This is a genomic window from Natronococcus pandeyae (genome assembly GCF_008122205.1).
In the GTDB taxonomy this organism is placed as follows: Archaea; Halobacteriota; Halobacteria; order Halobacteriales; family Natrialbaceae; genus Natronococcus; species Natronococcus pandeyae.
Genome location: NZ_PHNJ01000007.1, coordinates 235,472 through 255,209, shown reverse-complemented (window position 1 = coordinate 255,209; position 19,738 = coordinate 235,472). Strand labels below are relative to the sequence as shown.

11 protein-coding genes and 1 pseudogene are annotated in these 19,738 nt (G+C 56.1%); 5 read left to right on the top strand and 7 right to left on the bottom strand.

The genetic code is table 11. The features are described 5' to 3' along the window. The first annotated feature begins 237 nt into the window (after nt 1-237). Nucleotides 238-2,112: a helix-turn-helix domain-containing protein gene (locus CV102_RS14880; RefSeq protein ID WP_148858788.1), complete on the top strand. Its 1,875-nt coding sequence runs from the start codon at nt 238-240 to the stop codon at nt 2,110-2,112. A gap of 46 nt (nt 2,113-2,158) precedes the next feature. Then, complete coding sequence (locus tag CV102_RS14875) at nt 2,159-2,467, top strand: HalOD1 output domain-containing protein (protein ID WP_148858787.1); 309 nt, start codon at nt 2,159-2,161, stop codon at nt 2,465-2,467. Between the two features lie 159 nt (nt 2,468-2,626). Here CV102_RS14875 and CV102_RS14870 read toward each other — a convergent pair whose 3' ends face one another. The 4 genes and pseudogenes from CV102_RS14870 to CV102_RS14850 form a co-directional block, all read right to left on the bottom strand. Next, nucleotides 2,627-5,044: a PAS domain-containing sensor histidine kinase gene (locus tag CV102_RS14870; protein ID WP_148858786.1), complete on the bottom strand. Its 2,418-nt coding sequence runs from the start codon at nt 5,042-5,044 to the stop codon at nt 2,627-2,629. Nucleotides 5,045-5,143: 99 nt separating this feature from the next. Beyond that, a pseudogene (locus CV102_RS14865) lies at nt 5,144-6,407 on the bottom strand (RNA-guided endonuclease InsQ/TnpB family protein). Between the two features lie 3 nt (nt 6,408-6,410). Next, nucleotides 6,411-6,581, bottom strand: a complete 171-nt coding sequence (locus CV102_RS14860; RefSeq protein WP_148858785.1) for a DUF2080 family transposase-associated protein — start codon at nt 6,579-6,581, stop codon at nt 6,411-6,413. 466 nt (nt 6,582-7,047) lie between these two features. Then, a complete protein-coding gene (locus tag CV102_RS14850) occupies nt 7,048-8,901 on the bottom strand; it encodes an alpha/beta fold hydrolase (RefSeq protein ID WP_148858784.1) in 1,854 nt (617 codons plus the stop codon). Nucleotides 8,902-9,252: 351 nt separating this feature from the next. Between CV102_RS14850 and CV102_RS14845 the strand changes: the two genes are divergently transcribed. The 3 genes from CV102_RS14845 (at nt 9,253) to CV102_RS14830 (ending at nt 13,921) form a co-directional block, all read left to right on the top strand. Then, nucleotides 9,253-9,627, top strand: a complete 375-nt coding sequence (locus CV102_RS14845) for an ABC transporter permease (RefSeq protein WP_148858783.1) — start codon at nt 9,253-9,255, stop codon at nt 9,625-9,627. 281 nt (nt 9,628-9,908) lie between these two features. After that, nucleotides 9,909-12,602, top strand: coding sequence for a PEP/pyruvate-binding domain-containing protein (locus CV102_RS14840; protein WP_148858782.1), 2,694 nt, complete (start codon nt 9,909-9,911; stop codon nt 12,600-12,602). Between the two features lie 644 nt (nt 12,603-13,246). Beyond that, nucleotides 13,247-13,921, top strand: coding sequence for a helix-turn-helix domain-containing protein (locus CV102_RS14830; RefSeq protein WP_148858781.1), 675 nt, complete (start codon nt 13,247-13,249; stop codon nt 13,919-13,921). A gap of 469 nt (nt 13,922-14,390) precedes the next feature. On the opposite strand, the gene CV102_RS14825 is transcribed toward CV102_RS14830, so the two are convergent. From CV102_RS14825 to CV102_RS14815, 3 genes are all read right to left on the bottom strand, one after another. Next, nucleotides 14,391-15,779, bottom strand: coding sequence for an extracellular catalytic domain type 1 short-chain-length polyhydroxyalkanoate depolymerase (locus tag CV102_RS14825; RefSeq protein WP_148858780.1), 1,389 nt, complete (start codon nt 15,777-15,779; stop codon nt 14,391-14,393). A 41-nt stretch (nt 15,780-15,820) separates the two neighbouring features. Further along, a complete protein-coding gene (locus tag CV102_RS14820) occupies nt 15,821-17,380 on the bottom strand; it encodes a hypothetical protein (protein WP_148858779.1) in 1,560 nt (519 codons plus the stop codon). Between the two features lie 746 nt (nt 17,381-18,126). Continuing rightward, entirely contained in the window at nt 18,127-19,341 is a 1,215-nt protein-coding gene (locus tag CV102_RS14815; protein ID WP_148858778.1) for a Cdc6/Cdc18 family protein, read from the bottom strand. Between the last annotated feature and the right edge of the window lie 397 nt (nt 19,342-19,738).

Genomic DNA, 19,738 nt, shown 5'->3' with positions numbered 1-19,738 from the left:
CGCCGTCCGCAACATCGAACGCGCAATAGAGGACTCACACCCGTGAAATCACGCGTTCAAACAAGGCCCAGAGGATGAGTTCAGTACCCTGACTTCGTTTATTTCACGATAAAACTAATGAATTAGCCGTTCAGTGGTTCTGCATATGCAGCAACTCATCAGTAAGCGTAAAATATCTGAATCAACCAGGCTGTTGATTGATGGAATCCTTAATTGGGCCCGGCGCATCTTAGTTGCATGAATTCCACCGGTCTCTCACCAGCTACCGTCCTTAAGGTCTTCGACACGCTCGATTCACCTGGAACGCCGTTCACGACGACGGAGATTGCCGACGAGTTTGACTGCACGGCAAGCACTATCTACACTAAATTAGAAATACTCGTCAACGACGATCGTCTTGAAACGAAGAAAATCGGGGCCAAAGACCGGGTGTGGTGGCGACCGCCCGAGCGTTCAACCACCGGATCAACGGAATCTGCTCACTCTGGGTCATCGGCTGCTACCAGCCGTCTACGAGACCGTGCAAATTCATCCCAGACGTCGATGCCCCTCGGACGAGAGTCCCACCACAACGTGATTTTCAACACGACCTTCCAGTTTATCGGTCTTCTAGAGCCCGACGGCACTCTCATCGACGCAAACGAGGCAGCGCTCTCCTTTGGGGGCCTGACCCGAGAAGACGTCATCGAGAACCCGTTTTGGGAGGCCCACTGGTGGCAAATATCCGAACGAACGCAATCCCAGTTGAAAGACGCTATCAACCGCGCAGCCGACGGTGAGTTCGTCCGGTATGAGGTTGAAGTCCAGGGCTCTGACCGCACCGCAGTGATCGACTTCTCACTCCGGCCGGTGACGAATGAAGAGGGCGAGGTCACACTACTTGTCCCGGAAGGGCGGGACATTACTGAACTCAAAGAGCGCGAGCAACAGCTCCAGCGCGTCGATCAGCTCAACACCGTGATCCGGACGATTGTACAAACCGTCGCGCGAGCAGAGACGCGCGACGATATCGCGCAGACGGTCTGCGAAACGCTTCTAGAGTTCGATGCGTACCAAGCGACGGTAATGGGTGAGTCATCATCAGCCTTCGATGACTTCGAACCGTGGGCGATAACTGGTGGTATCGAAACAATGTTTGAGGGTGTACTGGCCAAAGAGGCACCACCGCTGAGTGAGACCGTGAGTGCAAGCGCAGTTCGCACCGGGGAATTCTACGTCCGACACGATCTCTCCGAGATTCCATACGACTATTGGCAAGATCTTGTCGCTAGGCACGGGATCAGGTCGTACGCAGCCATTCCACTGGTGTCCCAAGAAACCGCTTACGGTGTTCTCGGAGTGTTCGCAGATCGTCCTGACGCCTTCGACCAAGAGAAACAGCGTATCCTCATCGAACTCGGCGAGATCATCGGGTACGCACTGTACGCCCTCGAACGCAAGGAAGTGCTCAATCCCACGATCGAACTAAAGTTTCAGTCCGCTCAAATCGCCCAGCCGTTTCAAGCGGAGACGGACACAGAGATCAACATGGTCCTTGATTCGGTCGTACCGCTCTCTGGCGGGACGGAATGCCAGTTCTGGACAATCGACGGCCTCCCTCCGCCGATAGTTCGTACCGCCCTTGAGAGCGTTTTTCCGTCAGTTTCGGATCCCAGACTTCTGAGTACAGTTGGGGAGACAACCCGTTTCCAGGTTACTGACGAAGAGGGAATAGTCAGTATCTTCGATACCTTCGACGGAGAACTCCAATCGGTGGCGATCAAGGATGACACGGCTATAGTAATCGGCAGATTTCCGGAAACAGTCGATACAACAGCCGTCACGTGGACGATTCGAGAACAGCATCCGGATATCCAACTCATCGCCCAACAACGGCTGTTGACCCCGGTCTACCTTCGCCATCTTGTCGAAGAGCAGCTGACCGATCGCCAACAAGCGGTGCTTCGGTTAGCGTATTTCGGGGGGTACTACGAGCACCCACGACTCAGTTCGGGCGACGAACTGGCGGCGGAACTCGGAATTTCACGACAGACGTTCCACCATCACTTACGAAAAGCTGAATCCACGGTGTTCTATCATCTGTTCGAAAAGGCGACTGCCTCATCGGTGTGACTAGTCATAATGTGTGTTTTCGTAGCACGCACTTGAACAGGGAATGATGAGTGTGAAACTGAGGGAAACGGCCGACAACAAGTGGTATTTCACGATCACTGAGCCCCCACCATCCATCGCTGTGATTGAGGCAATAGTGTTTGTGTCAGATCAAGATTCGCTCGACATGGAGCCACTAGCAGAAGTGATTGATCCAGACGCGATTGATCAATTGCTCTGCTGTGACGATACTGTGATGGTTTCGTTCAGTTGGCAAAAACACGGCGTAGAGATATCCGGTTCTGATGAGATTGTCATCTCTAAAAAGGAATATGATCGTAGCGATCCCGTCTCGGCTGACGAAGACGTAGCGTAGCTTCGTCTTCAACTATGTCATCTTTCCCTTTCGGAATTAGAGGAGCAGTTCAGGGAGCTCGTTATAAAGGCTGCGGTCAGAAACATCGAGCAAGCTGTAAGACTCTAACACTACTGATCCCGCGCGTCTAAACAAGCCCCAGAGGGTGTATTCAGCAGATTAATTGTCCAGTTGAGATGAACGGTGATTGTCCATAACGGTACGCAGATCGTGTTCGCTTCCGGCTCGAAGCGTGAACGAGAACGTCGCTCCCTCACCGGGCTCGGAGTCGACCCAGAACTCGCCCCCGTGGCGCTCGACGATACGCTGACAGAGCGCGAGCCCGATACCTGTCCCCTCGTACGCCTTGTGACTGTGAAGTCGGTCGAATACCGTGAAGATACGGTCCTGATCCTTGGGATCGATCCCGATCCCCTCGTCGTCGACTGAAATAATCCAGTCGTTGTTTCTTCGGTCGGCGCTCACGTGAATCCGCGGTGGCTCGTCTCCGCTGTAGGTGATGGCATTGTCGAGCAAATTCTGGAACAATTGTCGGAGCTGGCTGGCATCGCCCTCGAGACGAGGAAGATCTTCGACCGTAACTTCGGCGTCGCTCTCCACGATCTGAACGTGGAGATCCGCGAGCACGTCCTCGAGGACGGCATTCAGCTCAATTGATTCGACTGGATCGCTCTGCGTATCGACCCGAGAGTACTCGAGTAGCCCCTCGATCATGTCGCGCATCCGGTCAGCACCGTCGATGGCGAACTCGAGGAACTCTTCACCGTCGTCGTCGAGATCGTCTTTGTATCGGTTCTCAATGAGTTGGAGATAGCTCGAAACCATACGCAAGGGTTCTTGCAGGTCGTGGCTGGCGGCGTAGGCGAACTGTTCGAGGCGCTCGTTGGACACCTCGAGTCGCCGCTCGAACCGCTTGCGCTCGGTGATATCGGCCAGGGCGCCATGGAACGACACTGGAGTACCGTCATCGTCGTACTCGATGCGACCGCGCGCAACGACCCACCGGAGTTTGTCGTCGTCGTCCCAAACGCGGTACTCTTCTTTGTACTCTTCGCCCGATTCGATAGCGTCCTTGACCTTCCGTGTGACCCGCTCGCGATCGTCGTCGTGGATGGCCGAGATGAACTGGTCGAACGAGACGCCCTCGGTGGCCGCCTCCGGATCGATCCCGAACTTCTTGGCGAACGACGCACTCGTGGCCATCTGGTCATCAGGAATATTCCACTCCCAGGTCCCGACAGCGCCAGCTTCTGCCGCCGCTTCCAGCCGCTCTTTTGCATCCTCGAGATAACGCTCGCGTTCAACCCGCTCGGTTACGTCGTTCGTCGCACCCAACCATCGAGTGATTTCGCCATTCTCATCCAGGAGCGGTGTAGCACGCGAGACGATCCAGGCAACTGTGTCATCTTTACGAACGAATCGGTGTTCCAACTCGAAGCTGCTTTTCGTGCGAATGGCTTCGTCAATGGTTTTCTGAACGCGCGGCTGGTCTTCAGGCGGAACGTATTTTTCAACCCACGACGGTCCTTGCTCGTCGATGTCCGCGAGGAAGTCCGAACCCTCTAAACTGTGCACCTCGCTCCAGTCTGCGTTCGTACTGAATACCGCATCCGACGTGGTGGTGACCAACGCGCGAAAGCGTTCTTCGCTCTCGCGCAGTTGTTCGTACGCTTCTTGTTTTGCCTGTTGTAGTAACTCCTGTCCGCGCAGCACGATATCCGATGCGAGCTGTGAATCCGCCGTGTCGGGTTCCTGTAGCAGTTCCTGCTCGCCGTCTGCCTGGAGTTCCTGGACGATCGGGGTGACGTCCTCGACACTGTGGATAATATAGTCGATTTCGCCCGTCGTGGTGAACACGGGCGAATTACTCGGACTCCACCAGCGCTCTTCGAACTCGTCGCCGTCGGACGTGCGGTCGGGGATCGGATAGTGCGTCACCGACATGACGTCGGCCTCCCCAGTCTCCGCTACTCTCTCGAGCGACTCGCGCAGGTTCTCGACACCCTCGGCTGGATCGTCGGGATTGTTCGGAAAGATCTCAAACAGCGTCTTACCCAGGATCTCCGTCCGATCGGTCATCGTCGCGTCCAAATATGCATCGCTCACAGCTACGGTTTCGTAGTCGCCGGGCTGTACGATGAGATAGTTGCCGGGTACGTTCTCGAACAGTCGACGAAAGGTCGCTTCGGTGGTTTCCGTTTCCGCCTGTTTACGTTCGTCAATTCCGCGAACGATTCCGACTGCTCCCTGCACGGCATCACTCGCGTCGGGCACGTTCACCCGCATTTCACAGCGAATCTGTTCCCCCTCGGCGGTTTCCAGGGTGAGATCGAGTGACTCGCTTTGGTCGGAGGCGTTCGCTCGGAGACGGTCGATCTCATGTTCGATCGTCGCACTGTCGCCGCCGAAGAGCACGGACACGTGCTCCCTGAGCAGTTCCTCACGCGTATATCCGGTTCTCTCGACGATGACGTCGTTGACCGAGACGAGGCGGCCTTTGACGTCGAGTCGATAGATCCCATCGTCGATCGTATTGATGAGGGTACGATAGTGCTGGAGGGCCTCGGTGTCGTCCATATTTCCCCAGAATGTCGCTTCAGAAGACCCGGCCCGATCACTCATATATATGCTAGAACCCCCCGACTCGGATAAGTTCCTTGCGTGAACTACCCCACACTACTCGCTCGCCACAGTAGTGACTCGCTCCTTGAGGGTGGGGCTTCCTGTTTCGAGACATACTTTGCATCCACGACGGTGGAAGACCCACCAGTCACGGACGTAGGGAGTGCAGTCTCCGCAGGCGTGACTTCGGCGTGTCCCAAACCTAACTCCTGAATCCCTCGTTGTAACACGTTGTACGCGGCGTTCTCGTCACGATCAGTCTCGAACCCGCACGTCGGACAGGAATGCTCGCGCACTCACGACTCCTTCTCAACCTCAACGCCACACTCAGCACACTCCTGTCCTGCGTCGTGTCCTCGGGTTCGACTTTCACGAAGTGCGTTCCCTCGCGGTCACATGTGTATTCGAGGGAGTCGATGAACGTCCGCCACGACGCCGACGCCCTATTCCGACTGTTCGACGGGAGTTGCATCATCCCGTGAACGTCGAGGTCTTCGACGGCTACGAGGTCGTACTCCCGAGCGTAGTACGCTGACAACTTGTGCAAGAAGTCACGACGCTTCTGCACAATGCGAGCGTAGATGCGGGTCACGCGGCGGCGTTGTTCATGCCAGTTCTGCGACCCCTGTTCTTTGCGACTCAACGCTCGTTGTTCGCGTTCGAGTCGTTCGTACTCGTCTTCGAGGGCGAGACTGCCGACCATCGTGCTGTCGGTGTCGTGGGCGTACTTGAGGATGCCTACGTCGATGCCGACCATATCCTCGCGGTCAACCTCGTCCAGCTCAGGCTTTTCTGGCGTCTCGTTTTCGGTTTCGATGCCGAAGGTGGCGTACCACTCACCTGTCTTCTCTTGCTTGATCGTGACCTGTTTCACGTCGGCGTTGTCGGGAATCGAGCGGTGGGGGTATATCGACATCTCACCAATCTTGGAAAGTTCGAGCGTGGTCTAGTCACTCGTGTTCTTGAGTTCGAAACCAGACTGGTTGTAGGTGAGGCTCCGATACTCTCGCGGTGACTTCCACTTCAGCATCCCGACTTTCCGACCGTTCTCTTTCTGGTCTTTGAGGCGGTCAAGGTTGTCGCCGACGCGACGAGCAACCATCTGCAACACTTTCGAGTACACGTCGTTAAGGTCAGCCCACCAGTCTTTCAAGTCGGGCAGCATGTTTTGCATTGCGGTGTACGACAGGTACTCGTCGGTGTTGTGGAGTTCCTACAGGAAGTGGTTGTAGAGTTGTCTACAGGTATCTATGTGCCGTTCTAATTCGGTTTCGACGGCCTCGCTCGGCTCGATGCGATACCTGTAGTTGTAGTTCACGTGTTACTCTTCGATGATTTCGTCGGGATCGCTGACGCAGATGACTTTCACGTCCGCGCCACGCAAGTCTTTGGGAACGGTAACGTGGGCAGGAACGGTAACGTGGGCACTTCCGCCAAACTCCTTCGCTTCTCTGTCGATTATTTCCTTGCCTTCCAGTTCGAACGTGCCCATAGACGGCTATATATTCAGTATATATTAGTAGTTTCGCTGGATCGGTTCCGCTGCGACGGCTGTATCCCCGCCCTACTGCGCTACTCGGTTTGCGGCCTGCGTTGCTCCTTGAGGACGGGGACTTATCCTGTTAGAAGTTAAACCATTTCCTGTATCGCTCCGATCGTTCTTCACCGCGGGATAGCAGCCACCAGAGCGTTACGACATAACAATGAAAATAGCGGTTCCCCGAAGAAACTTGGTTCGTCGTGATTTCGGGCGACCAGTTTGCTCTTTTCGATCCGGTGAGTGGTCTGACGCTTCGTCGGTGGTACGCTCGAATTTGGGCAGAAATTTCATATTCGGTGTATAACTCGTCACGAACCAAGGTGAGTATAGGAGTCTATTCTATGGCACTGAGATTTAGCCTCTTCCTCGCTCCGAAATCGTAGTTCCGGCCAAAAAGATGACGTCACCTAGCTGTCAATTATCCCAGTGATTCCAGAAACGGGGACAGGATTTCGTTGAATACCGTCGGATTATCGTGGTTCGCAATGTGTCCCGCATCTGGCACTGTCGTGTACACGCTGTCGGGGAGTTTTTCGTTCCACTCCTTCGCTTTCTTTCGGAGCGTAGAGTACTCGTGTTCACCGACCACGAGTAATTGCGGGTGCTCGGTTAGTTCGGGAATCCCATCCTCGAGATCCTGGAGATATTCTCGTTCGAGAGAAATCATATTCTCCTTCCCGGTACGCGCACTCGCCTGTCTTGCGTACTCCTGGGTATCGGGAGTGCGAGCGACCAACCGACCAAACATGTCGTATATCAGTTTTTCCGGCATGAGTTGGAGTAGCCTCACGTGCACTCCCATCAGTTTGATTGTGCGCTCGGAGAACCCATCGTGTAACGGGAAGCCCCCGACGTGAACGAGAGCTCGGACGCGGTTGGGGTGATGGTACGCAAGGTATTGGTTCAACAGGCTCCCCATCGACTGACCGACCAGGACGGCCTGGTCGATACCTTCGTCGTCCAGTACGTCGAGCAACTTGCGAGCCGAGACATCGAATCGGACCGGCACATTCGACTCGGCAGAGTCACCACATCCAGGGACATCCCACGAGAGAACCCGATACGACTCCGATAGCGTAGCGGTCTGCTCCCGCCACGTCTCGCGGTCGAGGGCGAATCCGTGCGTGAACACCACGGCGGTCGCCTCTTCGGGGCCGCTCACCTCGTAATAGACGCCACCAGATTCGCGTTCGGCCGCGGAATCGGATCTCGCTTTCGAGCGCAAACACCGAATAACGAGCGTGAGCCCCCCGATTCCGATCACGGGAGCGACGAGACCGCCCCACTTCATGGATATCTCTCGTTTCCCTTCGGGATACGAAGGTGTGTCAGGATCGTAGTACGGGGCCAGCTGATCGATTGCCTGCGTTTCTCCATTCGACTGATCGATGATGGCCCGTAACTCGTCGAACAGATACGCCATTTCGTCTCTGCCATCCCGGGCGTGCCCTTCGACCGAGACCTTCGCGTACTCGTTTCGCATGAGCCATCCGATGGCCCAGACACAAATCGGCTCCGGGACGTATTCGAAGCTCCTGACGACCGGCGGGCTAGGCGAGTATCCCGCCGTGCGTAATCCTCGAAGCGCTTCCTTCGTCGCACGAACCGAAAGCACCAGCAGATCCCTGGTTTCGCCCAGCCGCTTCATGCGAGTGTCAGCGGCATACGGCGCGGGGACGAGACCGGACATGAGCAACGCGACGTGGTATTTCAACCAGTTCTCCATGTCCGTCCGGATCTCGACGTCGTACCCTCGCATGTCCGAAAGCACTGCGGCCACCTCTCGGGTCCTGGGTCGAATCGTTCCATCGACCTCCCCGATCGGGATGGTGTATCGGTTGGCCTCGTTGATCGGGAGCACGCGCATGACGTGTCCGTCGCGTTTCCCACCGGGGTACGGAAACCCCAACATCACGCGCTCTTTGCCGAGCGCCCGAACCATTTCGTCGGGACCGCCGACGTTGTTCCCCATAAAGAGGAACGTCGGAACGTGCTCGTTTTCGGCCAACGTGTCCAGAATCTGCACCGCTTGATGTTCCCCCATGACGACCAGGACGAGATCGTAGTCGTCGTCTGGCTCCAGAGAGTCAACCACATCGACGCGAGCGACTTCCTCCTCGTCAGCGCCTTCTTGCTGAATAACGATTCCATGTTTTTTCAGATCCGCCAGTCGTTGCCCCCTGGCGAGCAGCGAGACGTCGTGTCCCGCCTCGTGGAGTCGCGCCGCTTTCAAACTGCCTAACGGGCCTGCACCGAATACCAGAACGTTCACTTCGATCGACCCCAACCGTTGCAGTTCCGTCGATTGTCCCAGCCTTTCTGCGGTCTGCGTTGGCGACCTCGACGAGATCGTAGTTCGATCGTGATGCCCATACTACACGTAGCGTATCGTGTTCGATATAGGGGAGGGTCGGTTCTCCAGGTACGGGAGGCGAGTATCAGGTGAGGATAGTGCTTCGATCAGACGTTCTGGCGGCGCAGTTTGGCCAGTGCCTGTTGCTGGTCGAGACGCCTATACAGTGCTTCTCGCCCGATGTTTTACAGTTGCAGACATGATCTGGCTAGACAGCAGGCTGTCATAGCCATGGAAGCGAGTGTAACAGTTCGAAAGTGGTGAATCCTGATGGTCAGGTACCTCACGTACCTCGCAGCAATTGCAGTTGGGATCCACGGAGTCATTCACTTTCTCGGGATCGTGGTATACTTCGAACTAATCGAGATAGCTGACCTCCCGTATAAAACTACCCTGCTCGGCGGCGCCGTTGACGTAGGGGATGCCGGGATACGGGTCTTTGCCGTGTTGACCGCCGTGGCCGGCGTTGGATTCGTTGCTTCGGCTGTCGCGCTGGTGACTGACTGGCGCTACTGGCGAGAACTGCTGCTCGCAGTTACCGTGTTTTCACTGGTTCTCACGACGCTCGATTGGACCGTCGCCTCCGCGGGCGTTCTGGCAAACCTGGCGATTCTGGCTGGCCTTTTCGTGATACCACGGTTGTGAACGTTCGCTGTTACGCTTCTCGCCCGAGTATCTGCGATTCGATACGCCGTGACGGATACATTCCTGTCGTTCTCTGTCTACTGATACTGGTAGACGAACAGTGGGTCACAATATCGAATCTCCGAGAGAAGATCAGTTATAGGGGTGGACTCCCTGAACTCTCGAACGAGAGCCAGCAATGCATCGATATCACGCCGGGTCTCGGGTCAATAGATTTGCTGGATGAGACTGTCACACTCTCCTACAACGAAGTAAAATACGGAAGTGATCGAAGAAGGAGTATGGCCATCCTCGAACGAGTTCCCGCTGTACTTTCCTTATCGGATCCGCGGGCCACGAATACTGAACTCTCCGGCGGGAAGGGAGCAAACCTCGCCAAACTCGTCTCGGCCGGACTTCCCGTTCCGGACGGGTTCTGCGTGACGACGGCCGTCTACGAAGAACTCACGGATGACGAGGAGATTTCCGCGATGATCGACGACCTCGAAGCCACGGATCCGATCGATACCGAGAGGTTGCGGGAGCGAGCGACGAGACTCCGGGATACCATTCGAGCGAAAGAACTCCCAGAGGATGTCCAGGAATCCATCGAGGTCCAGCTGAAATCGGGTGTCTCGTACGTCGCCAGGTCGAGTGCGACAGCCGAGGACCTCCCGACGGCCTCGTTCGCCGGACAACATAGCACGGTGCTCGACGTGAGCAGCCTCGCGGACGTTACGGACGCGGTTCTGGACTGTATGGCGAGTCTGTTCACCGATCGGGCGGTATCGTACCGAGCGAGAAACGAGATCGCACACGAGGTGGTGTCGATGTGCGTCGTCGTTCAGGAGATGATCGACGCCGACGCCTCCGGCGTGCTGTTCACGGCCGATCCGCTCACCGGCAAGCGGACTGTCGCCTCGATCGACGCCTCGACCGGACTGGGAGAAGCGGTCGTTTCGGGAACGGTGACAGCGGAAAATGTTCGAGTAGACCGGGAATCCGGGGAAATTCTCGAATACCGTGCTGGAGTCAGTGGCGACGATGGATCCGATCTGGTCGGCGCGAACGAACCGACAGGTGACCTCGAGAACGGAGACGTACCGAACACCGAGAGCGACCGGGTCCTCACCAACGAGCAGGTGACGACGATCGTCGCGTACGGTGAGGGGATCGAACGCTCGTTCGGTTCCCCACAGGACATCGAGTGGTCGATCGCCGACGGTCAGTTCTGGATGCTGCAAACGCGCCCGATAACCACGCTCTCTCCACTCCCCGAACCGCGGCCCGACGACGACGCGCTGCACGTCTACTACAGCTGGAATCACCGGCAGGGGATGACCGAGGTGATGCCGCCGCTTGTGGTCGATTACTGGTCGCGGACGATGGACGTACTGTTCGACCGATTCGGGTCCGATCCCGAGGCTGGGCTGTCGAGTGCGACCGCGGGTGGAATGGTGTACATCGACGTCACACCACTCCTGCAATCGGACCGGCTCGCACCGTACCTCCTCGAGGGACTCAACGACTTCGACAGGCAGGCGATCGCGCCCCTCGAGGAAATCCGTGAGCGGCGCGGTGACGAGTTCGCCCAGACGTCCGTGCTTCGGGGTACGTCGCTCCTGCAGACGCTTTCGACCGTCGGAAAGGTAGCGCCCGTCGTCGGGCGGACGCTTGGATCGATCCTCAGAGGGTTGGTGGGACGCTCTTACGAGGAAGTACCTCGCAGAGCGCGACAGTGGGCAGACGCCACAGCGGAGGAGATGATTCGGGAGGTCAGATCGGGTGACTCGGAGGCGGAACGCCTGCGGATCGCACTCGAGAAAAACGACGAGTTCAGCTGGAAAGCCATGGAGGTGGCGTTGAAGCTGTGGAACGTCTACTTCTACAGGGCGGCCCTGCGGCGGCTCTGTCCCGGCGCCGACGACGAGTTCGAGGCCCTCGAGCGAGGGTTGCGCGAGAACGTCACCACCACGATGATGATCGAACTGGGGGACGTCACTGATATCGCCCGCGACAACCCGGACGTCGAGCGAGCGCTCAAAGAGGGCCGTAGCCTCGACGAAATACGCGAGGTGGCCGGCGGCGAGGAGTTCACCGCTGCGTTCGAGAACTTCCTCGATGAGTACGGGTTCAGGGCCCCTGCCGAAATCGAGTTCTCTCGCCCGCGATATCACGAGGATCCGTCACCGCTGTTGGGCACTGTTCAGGCGAAGCTCGAAACTGGCGACCCGGGAGACCACAGAACTCACGTCGAACGCCTGGAGACTGAAACCGAGCGAGCGATCACTCGCCTCGAACGACAGGCGAACCGAGAGCGGTTCGGCTCGATTCGACGACGCCTCGTTCGTCCGTTCGCACTGCGGTACCGGAGCTATCTCTCGATGCGGGAGGTCACCAAGTACGCTCTCTCGCAACTGCTGGATGAAACTCGGCGACAGGTACTCGCGGCTGGTGAGAAACTGGAACGTGAAGGCCGTCTCGAAGACGTGAACGACGTCTGGCTCTACGACTTCGACGAATTGCTGTTCGAACTCACGAATCCCGACACGCCGACCGATGTCGATCTCGATGCACGGCGAGCCGAACAGTTCCACCATCAGCAACTTCGTGCACCACGTGTTATTACAAGTGACGGGGAGATCCCCCGAGGCGGTATTGCTTCAACCATCGATACCGACGGACTCGTGGGTATTCCGACAGCCAGTGGTGCCGCAGAAGGACAGGCTCGGGTCATCGAAGAACCGAGCGACGCGACCCTCGAAACTGAGGAGATACTCGTCGCCCCGCACACCGATCCCGGCTGGACGCCGCTGTTCCTCAACGCAGCCGGGCTGGTGACCAACGTTGGCGGCAAGATGACCCACGGATCGATCGTCGCCCGAGAGTACGGAATCCCATCGGTGGTCGTCGCTGGGGCAACGGAGCAGATAGAAACGGGACAGCGAATTCGAGTCGATGGTAACCGGGGCGTCGTCGAATTGCTCGAAGACTGAATTTGACCAGCGAACGTGTCTATCGGGGCTCGAACTATTCGAATCTGGATACACTCGTTGACAAGAGTCTTGTCGAAAAAATCAGGGTGATCGCCGTACGAACGTGGACACCGTAACACGCCGCGGAGAGCGTGAAATTGGAGCACGTCGTGACTGGGAGGACCAGTACGTCAATCGTGAAGTCTGATTTACTCTTCGTCAGGTCCCCCGTCAACTAGGGTGAGACTGGTGTTCCAGCAGGAACACTCTCCATCGCGTTTTACAGGCCGAATTGTTCCATCGGACCAGATACGCACAGCCAGTGCCTTCTGGCAGGCATCATACAATCCGAGTCCCCATTCAGGATTTCCCTGCGGCACAATCTGTGTATGAGATTCTAGTTGCTTAGATGTCATTTTCTTTCGTTAAACTATGAGGTCAGTAAGGAAGTCGTACATATCTCACGGGACCGGCAAGACAGAGCAATAGCAGGTTTCTACAGCGGCGACTCTCGCCGTTCAGTAGAAAGAGGGTACCAGTAGACATATCTCGACTCGAATATGACCATGGTCAAAAGATAATATAATAGTACATTCTCTATCAGAGGTTCAAACTGTTTTGGAAACGGGCCTATGGCATTTCCGGGTGTCGTTAGAAGTGAACCCATGACCTCAATCATCAACCTCGAGATTTCAGGCGAGGGAACTGGACTGACGGCACTGGTTAACGCTGTTCCGTCGCTTACGTGCGAGGCAGAGGAGGGTATCGCCTCGAACGGCCACAACTTGTGGCTTTCCGGCGCATCGAAAGAGGACCTCGAGGCTGGCTTGGCAGAGGCCTCGACGATTGAGGACTATTCATTGATCAGCGGTACTGAAGAGAAGTGGCTGTACAACGTCGAGTTCACGCCGGAGACGATCGATATTTTCGAGGTGGTTCTCGAGGAAGGCGGGACGATCCTGGATGCTTCGGCTCCGGATGGATCCTGGGTCCTCAATATCCGTGTCGAAGAGCGTAACGATGCGAGCTCGATTTACGAGACGCTAGAAGATCACGGTTTCAGACCAACAATTATCCGCCTGTCAGACACGACCGGCGAAAATCACTCGCAGACTGGACTCACACAGCGTCAGTACGAGACGTTGGTTGCAGCCATTGATCACGGTTACTTCCGTATCCCTCGGGAGGTTTCGATGCAGGAACTGTCCGACGAACTCGACATCTCTCACCAGGCTCTCTCCGAGCGACTCCGCCGTGCATACCAGTCTCTGGTCACCACGGAGCTCAATGTGACTACAGAGGAAATAGAATCGGCTCCCTCTCCGGCTCTTTCTGATTAACAGGTAAGTGGATTTGAAAAGGTAATTGACCTTGCAAAAGAAGACCGAAAAGTCATATAGCTAGTTTTTCTTCCTGTGCGTAATGCAAAAGCGCTGTCTGAATTGCGACTGGATGATTCAGAATATAGAGACGCAACCGGAGGACGAACAGGCACGCGATACTATTGAACACTTTACCGCAACAGGGCACACGATCGTTACACTTCCTGAGCCGATTCAGCTCGAATTTCAGATCTAATCCTTCTCGGCTAAGGTACCAGATTATACTGCACGCCGATCCAAGAGATCTTTTCTACGTGGAATAATGGCTGCAGTGGCACTGTCTAGTTTAGTACCTCCGCTGGCGTCTGTTCGTTGAGTGACTGGTGCGGTCGTTGTGTGTGACAGAGGTGGTAGACTGGAAAGCCTAATATCCCGATTCAGTGGTGCGGTGCCGTGGTATTCCCGCGATTTTAGGCGCGGGAGGAGGTCAATTCTTTTCGATCTGGATACTGACCGAATCACTCTCCGCTCTGCCGGTATCATCGACAATGGTAAGCGTGACAGTGTATCCACCAGGTTCCGTGAACTCGTGGGAAACCGTCTCACCTGTTGTGGTTGATCCATCGCCAAATTCCCATTCGTAGGATGCAATCGAACTGGTAGATGCCTTCGGTTCTTGCCCAGTAAAGGTTACCACCTCACCCACAGTGGCAGCGGATCCCACAGTGGCAACGGATCCCACAGTGGCAACGGATCGTGCCATCGCTGTTGGCTGCACTTCGGGCATCCGGTCCTCGAAGAACTCCCAGATGAGTCGACTGGCCGCGGGACCCCGAGGACCGACGAACGTGCCACCGCCAGTAGACGACCCGCCGGACCATGCATGGCCCATCTGATCCACAACGTACTCTACGACCACTGGGGGAGCCCTCTCTCCTTGGTTCTCGTCGTGGTACTCGAAGCGAGTAAACTTGAGTCCCCCAGGCAATTCACCGACACGCCCGTCAACGATCCGATCGGCGATGTAATCGATGTTATCGTCGTCGCGGCCATCAGATGCGAAGTCATTCATTTGTGTCGCCTGTTCGGCGGCGTACTTACCGTTCGCGGGATGGACGACCCGATCGGCGGTCCCGTGAAAGACGATCGTGGGAACCACGGTTGTGTACTCACTCATGTCCTCGCAGGCCTGCGTCCCCTTCGCCTGTGGCGAGTAGCTACTCTCGTTCCGCATCGCTCGTCCGGCCTCATCCGCGTTCTCAGCAGCGTCGTACGGAAGACCCGAATGTATCCCGACGGCGGTATAGAGATCGGGATAGGCGACGGCCATGCTCGATGCCATACCGCCACCAGCCGAGAGGCCGGCGAGATACACCGCATCGGTATCGACTGCATACGTTTCGATGACCTGTCGAGTGACCCCCACGATGACCGCCGCCTCGCCGGCCCCGCGTGTGGTGTGGGCGTCTTCGAACCACGTCCAGCATCGTGTCGGGTTCCGGCGTTGAGACTGTTCCGGGTACGCGACGATGAACGATTCCGCTTCTGCGATCTCGTTCATCCTCGTGGCGGCAGCGAAGCTCCTCGCGTCCTGTGTACAGCCGTGCAGCATCACGACGAGCGGTACCGGCGGTCCCTGATCCCCGTGGTAACCGCTCGGAACGAGGAGCTGATATCGGCGTTCAGCCGCCGCTCCTGCGATCTGAATGTCTTCTTCCGAAAACCGCATACGCTGCGGTTGTACTACGGGACTCTCGTCCGATTCGTTGACCGCTCCTTCCATTAACTTCGGTTCGTGGTATTCGCCTTCCACTGTTCTCTTGATTGACAGTCGGTTGGATCGAACGAGTGGCAGACGGAGGGATTCGTCGATCAATTCGCCACCCGATAAAATTCAGAAAATGGGTTAGATCTCGCTTATCGTTCTTGGAACGCTCTGATATAGAATCTGGCCGATTGGTTGGTGTGGTTCTGGATCAGCGCCCAGTACCGAACCTGACCGTTGTTCAACCGGTACGAGTTGACCCATTTAAACGTCAGAGATCGATCTTGATCGAGCGGAACGACTGTGAAGTGGAAATTGTCTCGCCAATCGAAATCACCGATGTGGAACCAGCTCTCTCCACTGGCACCGATCCTCCTGAGCCCGCCAGCGTAGAAGTACTGCGGTGCAAACTCGGTTTCCGCGACTCCGGTCTTTGCGGTCGCAGCCTGCTGCGCCTGGACGTTGGGTGGGGCCTCCAGAGCCGTCACTCCCTGGGTTTGGACCTCCGGCAGTGCCCCCATGGTCGGCGACGTCCCAATCCCTTGCTCCATTATCGGCGGTTGTTGCGTCCCACTGCCCTGTTGGGGGAGGGATTGTCCCTGTTGGGGGAAGGATTGTCCCTGTTGGAGGTTCGGGGTGAGCTCCGATCGGCTCTGTAGAGGCTCTTGTCCCCCGTAGTATGGCTCGACCTGCTCCTGTTGATCGCTCGTCTGCTGACGTTGTTCTACGCCGAGTTGTCCGTGTACCTCCTGGACAGCGGTCATCGGAACAGCGAGTGTCTGCTGAACACTACCGGCGAACAGAAGACTGGTGCCGTAGAAGGACCCGTCCTGACGCGTGATGCCGATGATGCTTCCGCTGTCGCCACCGGCACTGATGGGTTCGAACACGTCGAGTCCAGTGAACCGTAACTGCTTGTCGGGTCTGAAGTTGATCAGCCCCGTAAAATCGCGGGCAATGAGGTGTCCGCTAGTTACGTTGGTCGTCGCTCCGCTTTTCATGTGTTTTTCCTCGTAGTTCGCTTCCGTCCACCCCTTAAGCGGACCGATGCCGAGGATATCGTTTCTCACCAAGTCATCCGTGATTTTTACAAGTGCGCTATCGGAGATATTATCCTTGTCCGCCGAGAGCTCGCTCCATTCCAGGAGTTCGCCGATCTTGTCTCCCGGACTTCTGCCATCGAAGAGACTTCCGGGTTGAAGGCAGCTATCGCCACGTTCTGCCCTGTCCATCGGTGCGGCAACGTGGGCGTTCGTTAGAAAAACCCGCTCGCCTTCTTGAGTGAGAAGCGGCGGAGTGCCGAGTGTCCCGGACGAGACCGCTGGATGGCTGATGGATACCCCACCGGGAGCGGCAGGCCGCCATCGGTCTCGTCGGGTCAGCCGGGGCCTCGTAGGAGCTGTTACTGCTTGCTCTTCGACCATCGATCGGGGAACTGTCTGCTGTTGCTGTAGCGCGTGAAATCCGCCAGGCGCTGCTTGGACGTCGGTGTCTACATCCTGATCCTCGATCTCCACCGATTGGGGGACGATCTGGTCTTCGTCGAGGTCTTCCTCCTCCACTTTCTTCTCGACAAAAGCGATGATAACTTCCTCGTCAGTATACTGACCGCGGACGCGTTTTCTGCCCCGGCCCACACCGATGACGTTCTCCCTCTCTAATAGTTCCGCCTCAATTTCCTCCGGTATTTCCTTCTCTAGCTGTTTGATCATCGTTCCACCCACATTCTTCAACCCTCATCTGATTCTTAAATATATTCACTAGCAGCTATTAATGAATGAACCAGAAAGGTGAATATCGGCTGGAGAGCAGCTATACCCGTGAATTAACCGTGTATCAGATGTTCGTATGCCCGTTGAGGACTGTTACATATCTTTCCATACCCGAATGCTGAAAGGATTCAACGAACCTGGGCGTCGCAGGTTTAATAGCTGCTACATGTTCCGGCGCGCGTAAGCAGAGTGGATATCATCTGCGACGGCGCAGTTCAATAGCTTACCAATCCTGAAAAACACAATTCGAATCGAAGTTATAAACTAGAATATAAAGACTACCACGATCGTCATATTCACCGGAAACTCGGTGTGAGTCGTCGTAGTTGGAGCTGCTAGAGACACCGGGTTTCCGGTGAATAGCAGGATTACGATCTTTGCAACGGCAGATCATCAGAGTCGAAACCAAGACCGAGAATACTCCGAAAGAGAGTCGCTCGATCGGAAAGTGAGGACAGAGATCGCCGACTAATAGTTCTCATCACTGCACTCTCTATGGACAACTCTGTCGCCAGTAGCGAACACACTGGATTTCCGGTGAAAGGGGCCCCCTCCCTCGAAACACACCGGGTTTCCGGTGAAACATGTGCCCTCTCACAGACGCACTGGATTTCCGGTGAAAGAGAAAGCCGTGTTACAAAACACACCACGTTTCCGGTGAATTCGAGACACCAAGAGGATCGGAGTCACTCAACCGTATCTTCGAGCACGTCTTTGACAACTTCGGGATTCTCGAGAAGCGTGTGTTCGGTATAGCTTCCTTCGGCGCTCCCGCCACTGTGGCGTGTCTGTTCGAGGATGTCGAGAAAGGCGTGTTCCTTTAACAGATCCCGAACGCGGCGGAGCGATAGTGCGTCAGTTCCTTCCTGTCGACAGATCTGTTCGTAGACGTCGTAAATGCGCGTCGTGCGGAACCCGTGGTGTTCTACGGAGTCGCCGTCACGCTGGTGATCGAGCGAGAGCACAGTCAACGCCTGCAGAACGTACCGGGAGTGAGGTGTCGAACCGCGAATGAGTTCACGGAACCGGTCGACCTCCGCGCGTTCGCGGGCCTGGACGACGAACTCTTCCTGGACGACGTCGACGTCCTTTGCTTGTGCGATCTCGCCCGCATACCGGAGAATGTCGATCGCCTTTCGGGCATCACCGTGTTCGCGAGCGGCAAGCGCTGCCGCCCGCGGAATGACTGCATCCTCGAGAACGCCGTTCCGAAACGCGTCGCTCCGTGCGAGCATAATCTCGTTGAGTTGGCTCGCGTTGTACGGCGGGAAGACGAACTCCCGTTCGCACAGACTGGATTTGACCCGTTCGTCCATCCGATCCTTATACTTGATCTTGTTGCTGATCCCCATAACACCGATCTTGCAATCCGTGACTTTCCCCGCTTCGCCGGCACGAGAGAGTTGCATCAGAATGGCGTCGTCCTCGAGTTTGTCGATCTCGTCGAGGATGATCAGCGCAACGTCGTACTCCTGATTGAGCAGCCGCCAGAGCCGTTTGTAGTACGTTGCCGTGCTAATTCCCTTGTCAGGAATGTAGATGTCGGTCGAATCGGTGTTGACAGAGCTCGCGATCGTCTGAACGGCTTGCGTTTCAGTAGTGTCCTGAGCGCAGTCGACGTACGCGAAGACAGCAGTGATTCCCTCTTCTTCGGCAGTTTCGACGAGACGCCTGGAGACGTACTTCGCGCAGAGAGATTTTCCTGTGCCGGTTTTGCCATAGATGAGCACGTTGCTCGGGCTCTGTCCGAAAATCGCGGGATTGACTGCATTGGCCAGTTGGCTGATCTCTTCGTCTCGACCGACGATCCGACCTTCGTCGGGAAGATGGCTGATCTCAAGGAGTTCCTTGTTGATGAAAATCGGATCCTCTCGAATAAATAGATCGTCAGATTTGGGCATTTACTCAGACACCGTGTTTCCGGTGAATCGACTTGAGAGTTTCGGCGACACACACACACACCGGGTTTCCGGTGAAACGGGGTTCGAGGGTGGTTGAGGTGCAGGAGAAACAGGGGTTCGGATTCAGCGGAAAGATCGTAATTGGAACGCTCAGTGTGAAGCGTGACCACTCTACACGAGTTTCCGAGATTAGAAAATAACGAGAAAAGTACCGTATCAGAGACGCTGCAAGTGGAATCGGCAGAATGTTGAAGCGACCACAGTCGCTTCCTTTAATCATAAGCGATTCAGCTAATGGACTATACACCTTCTATCTTAATAAATCTATCTTCTTCGATCTCGAGTTCTTTATAAGTTGAATTGGGAACTGAAGACGTGTCTTACAGTTGGTCCGCAT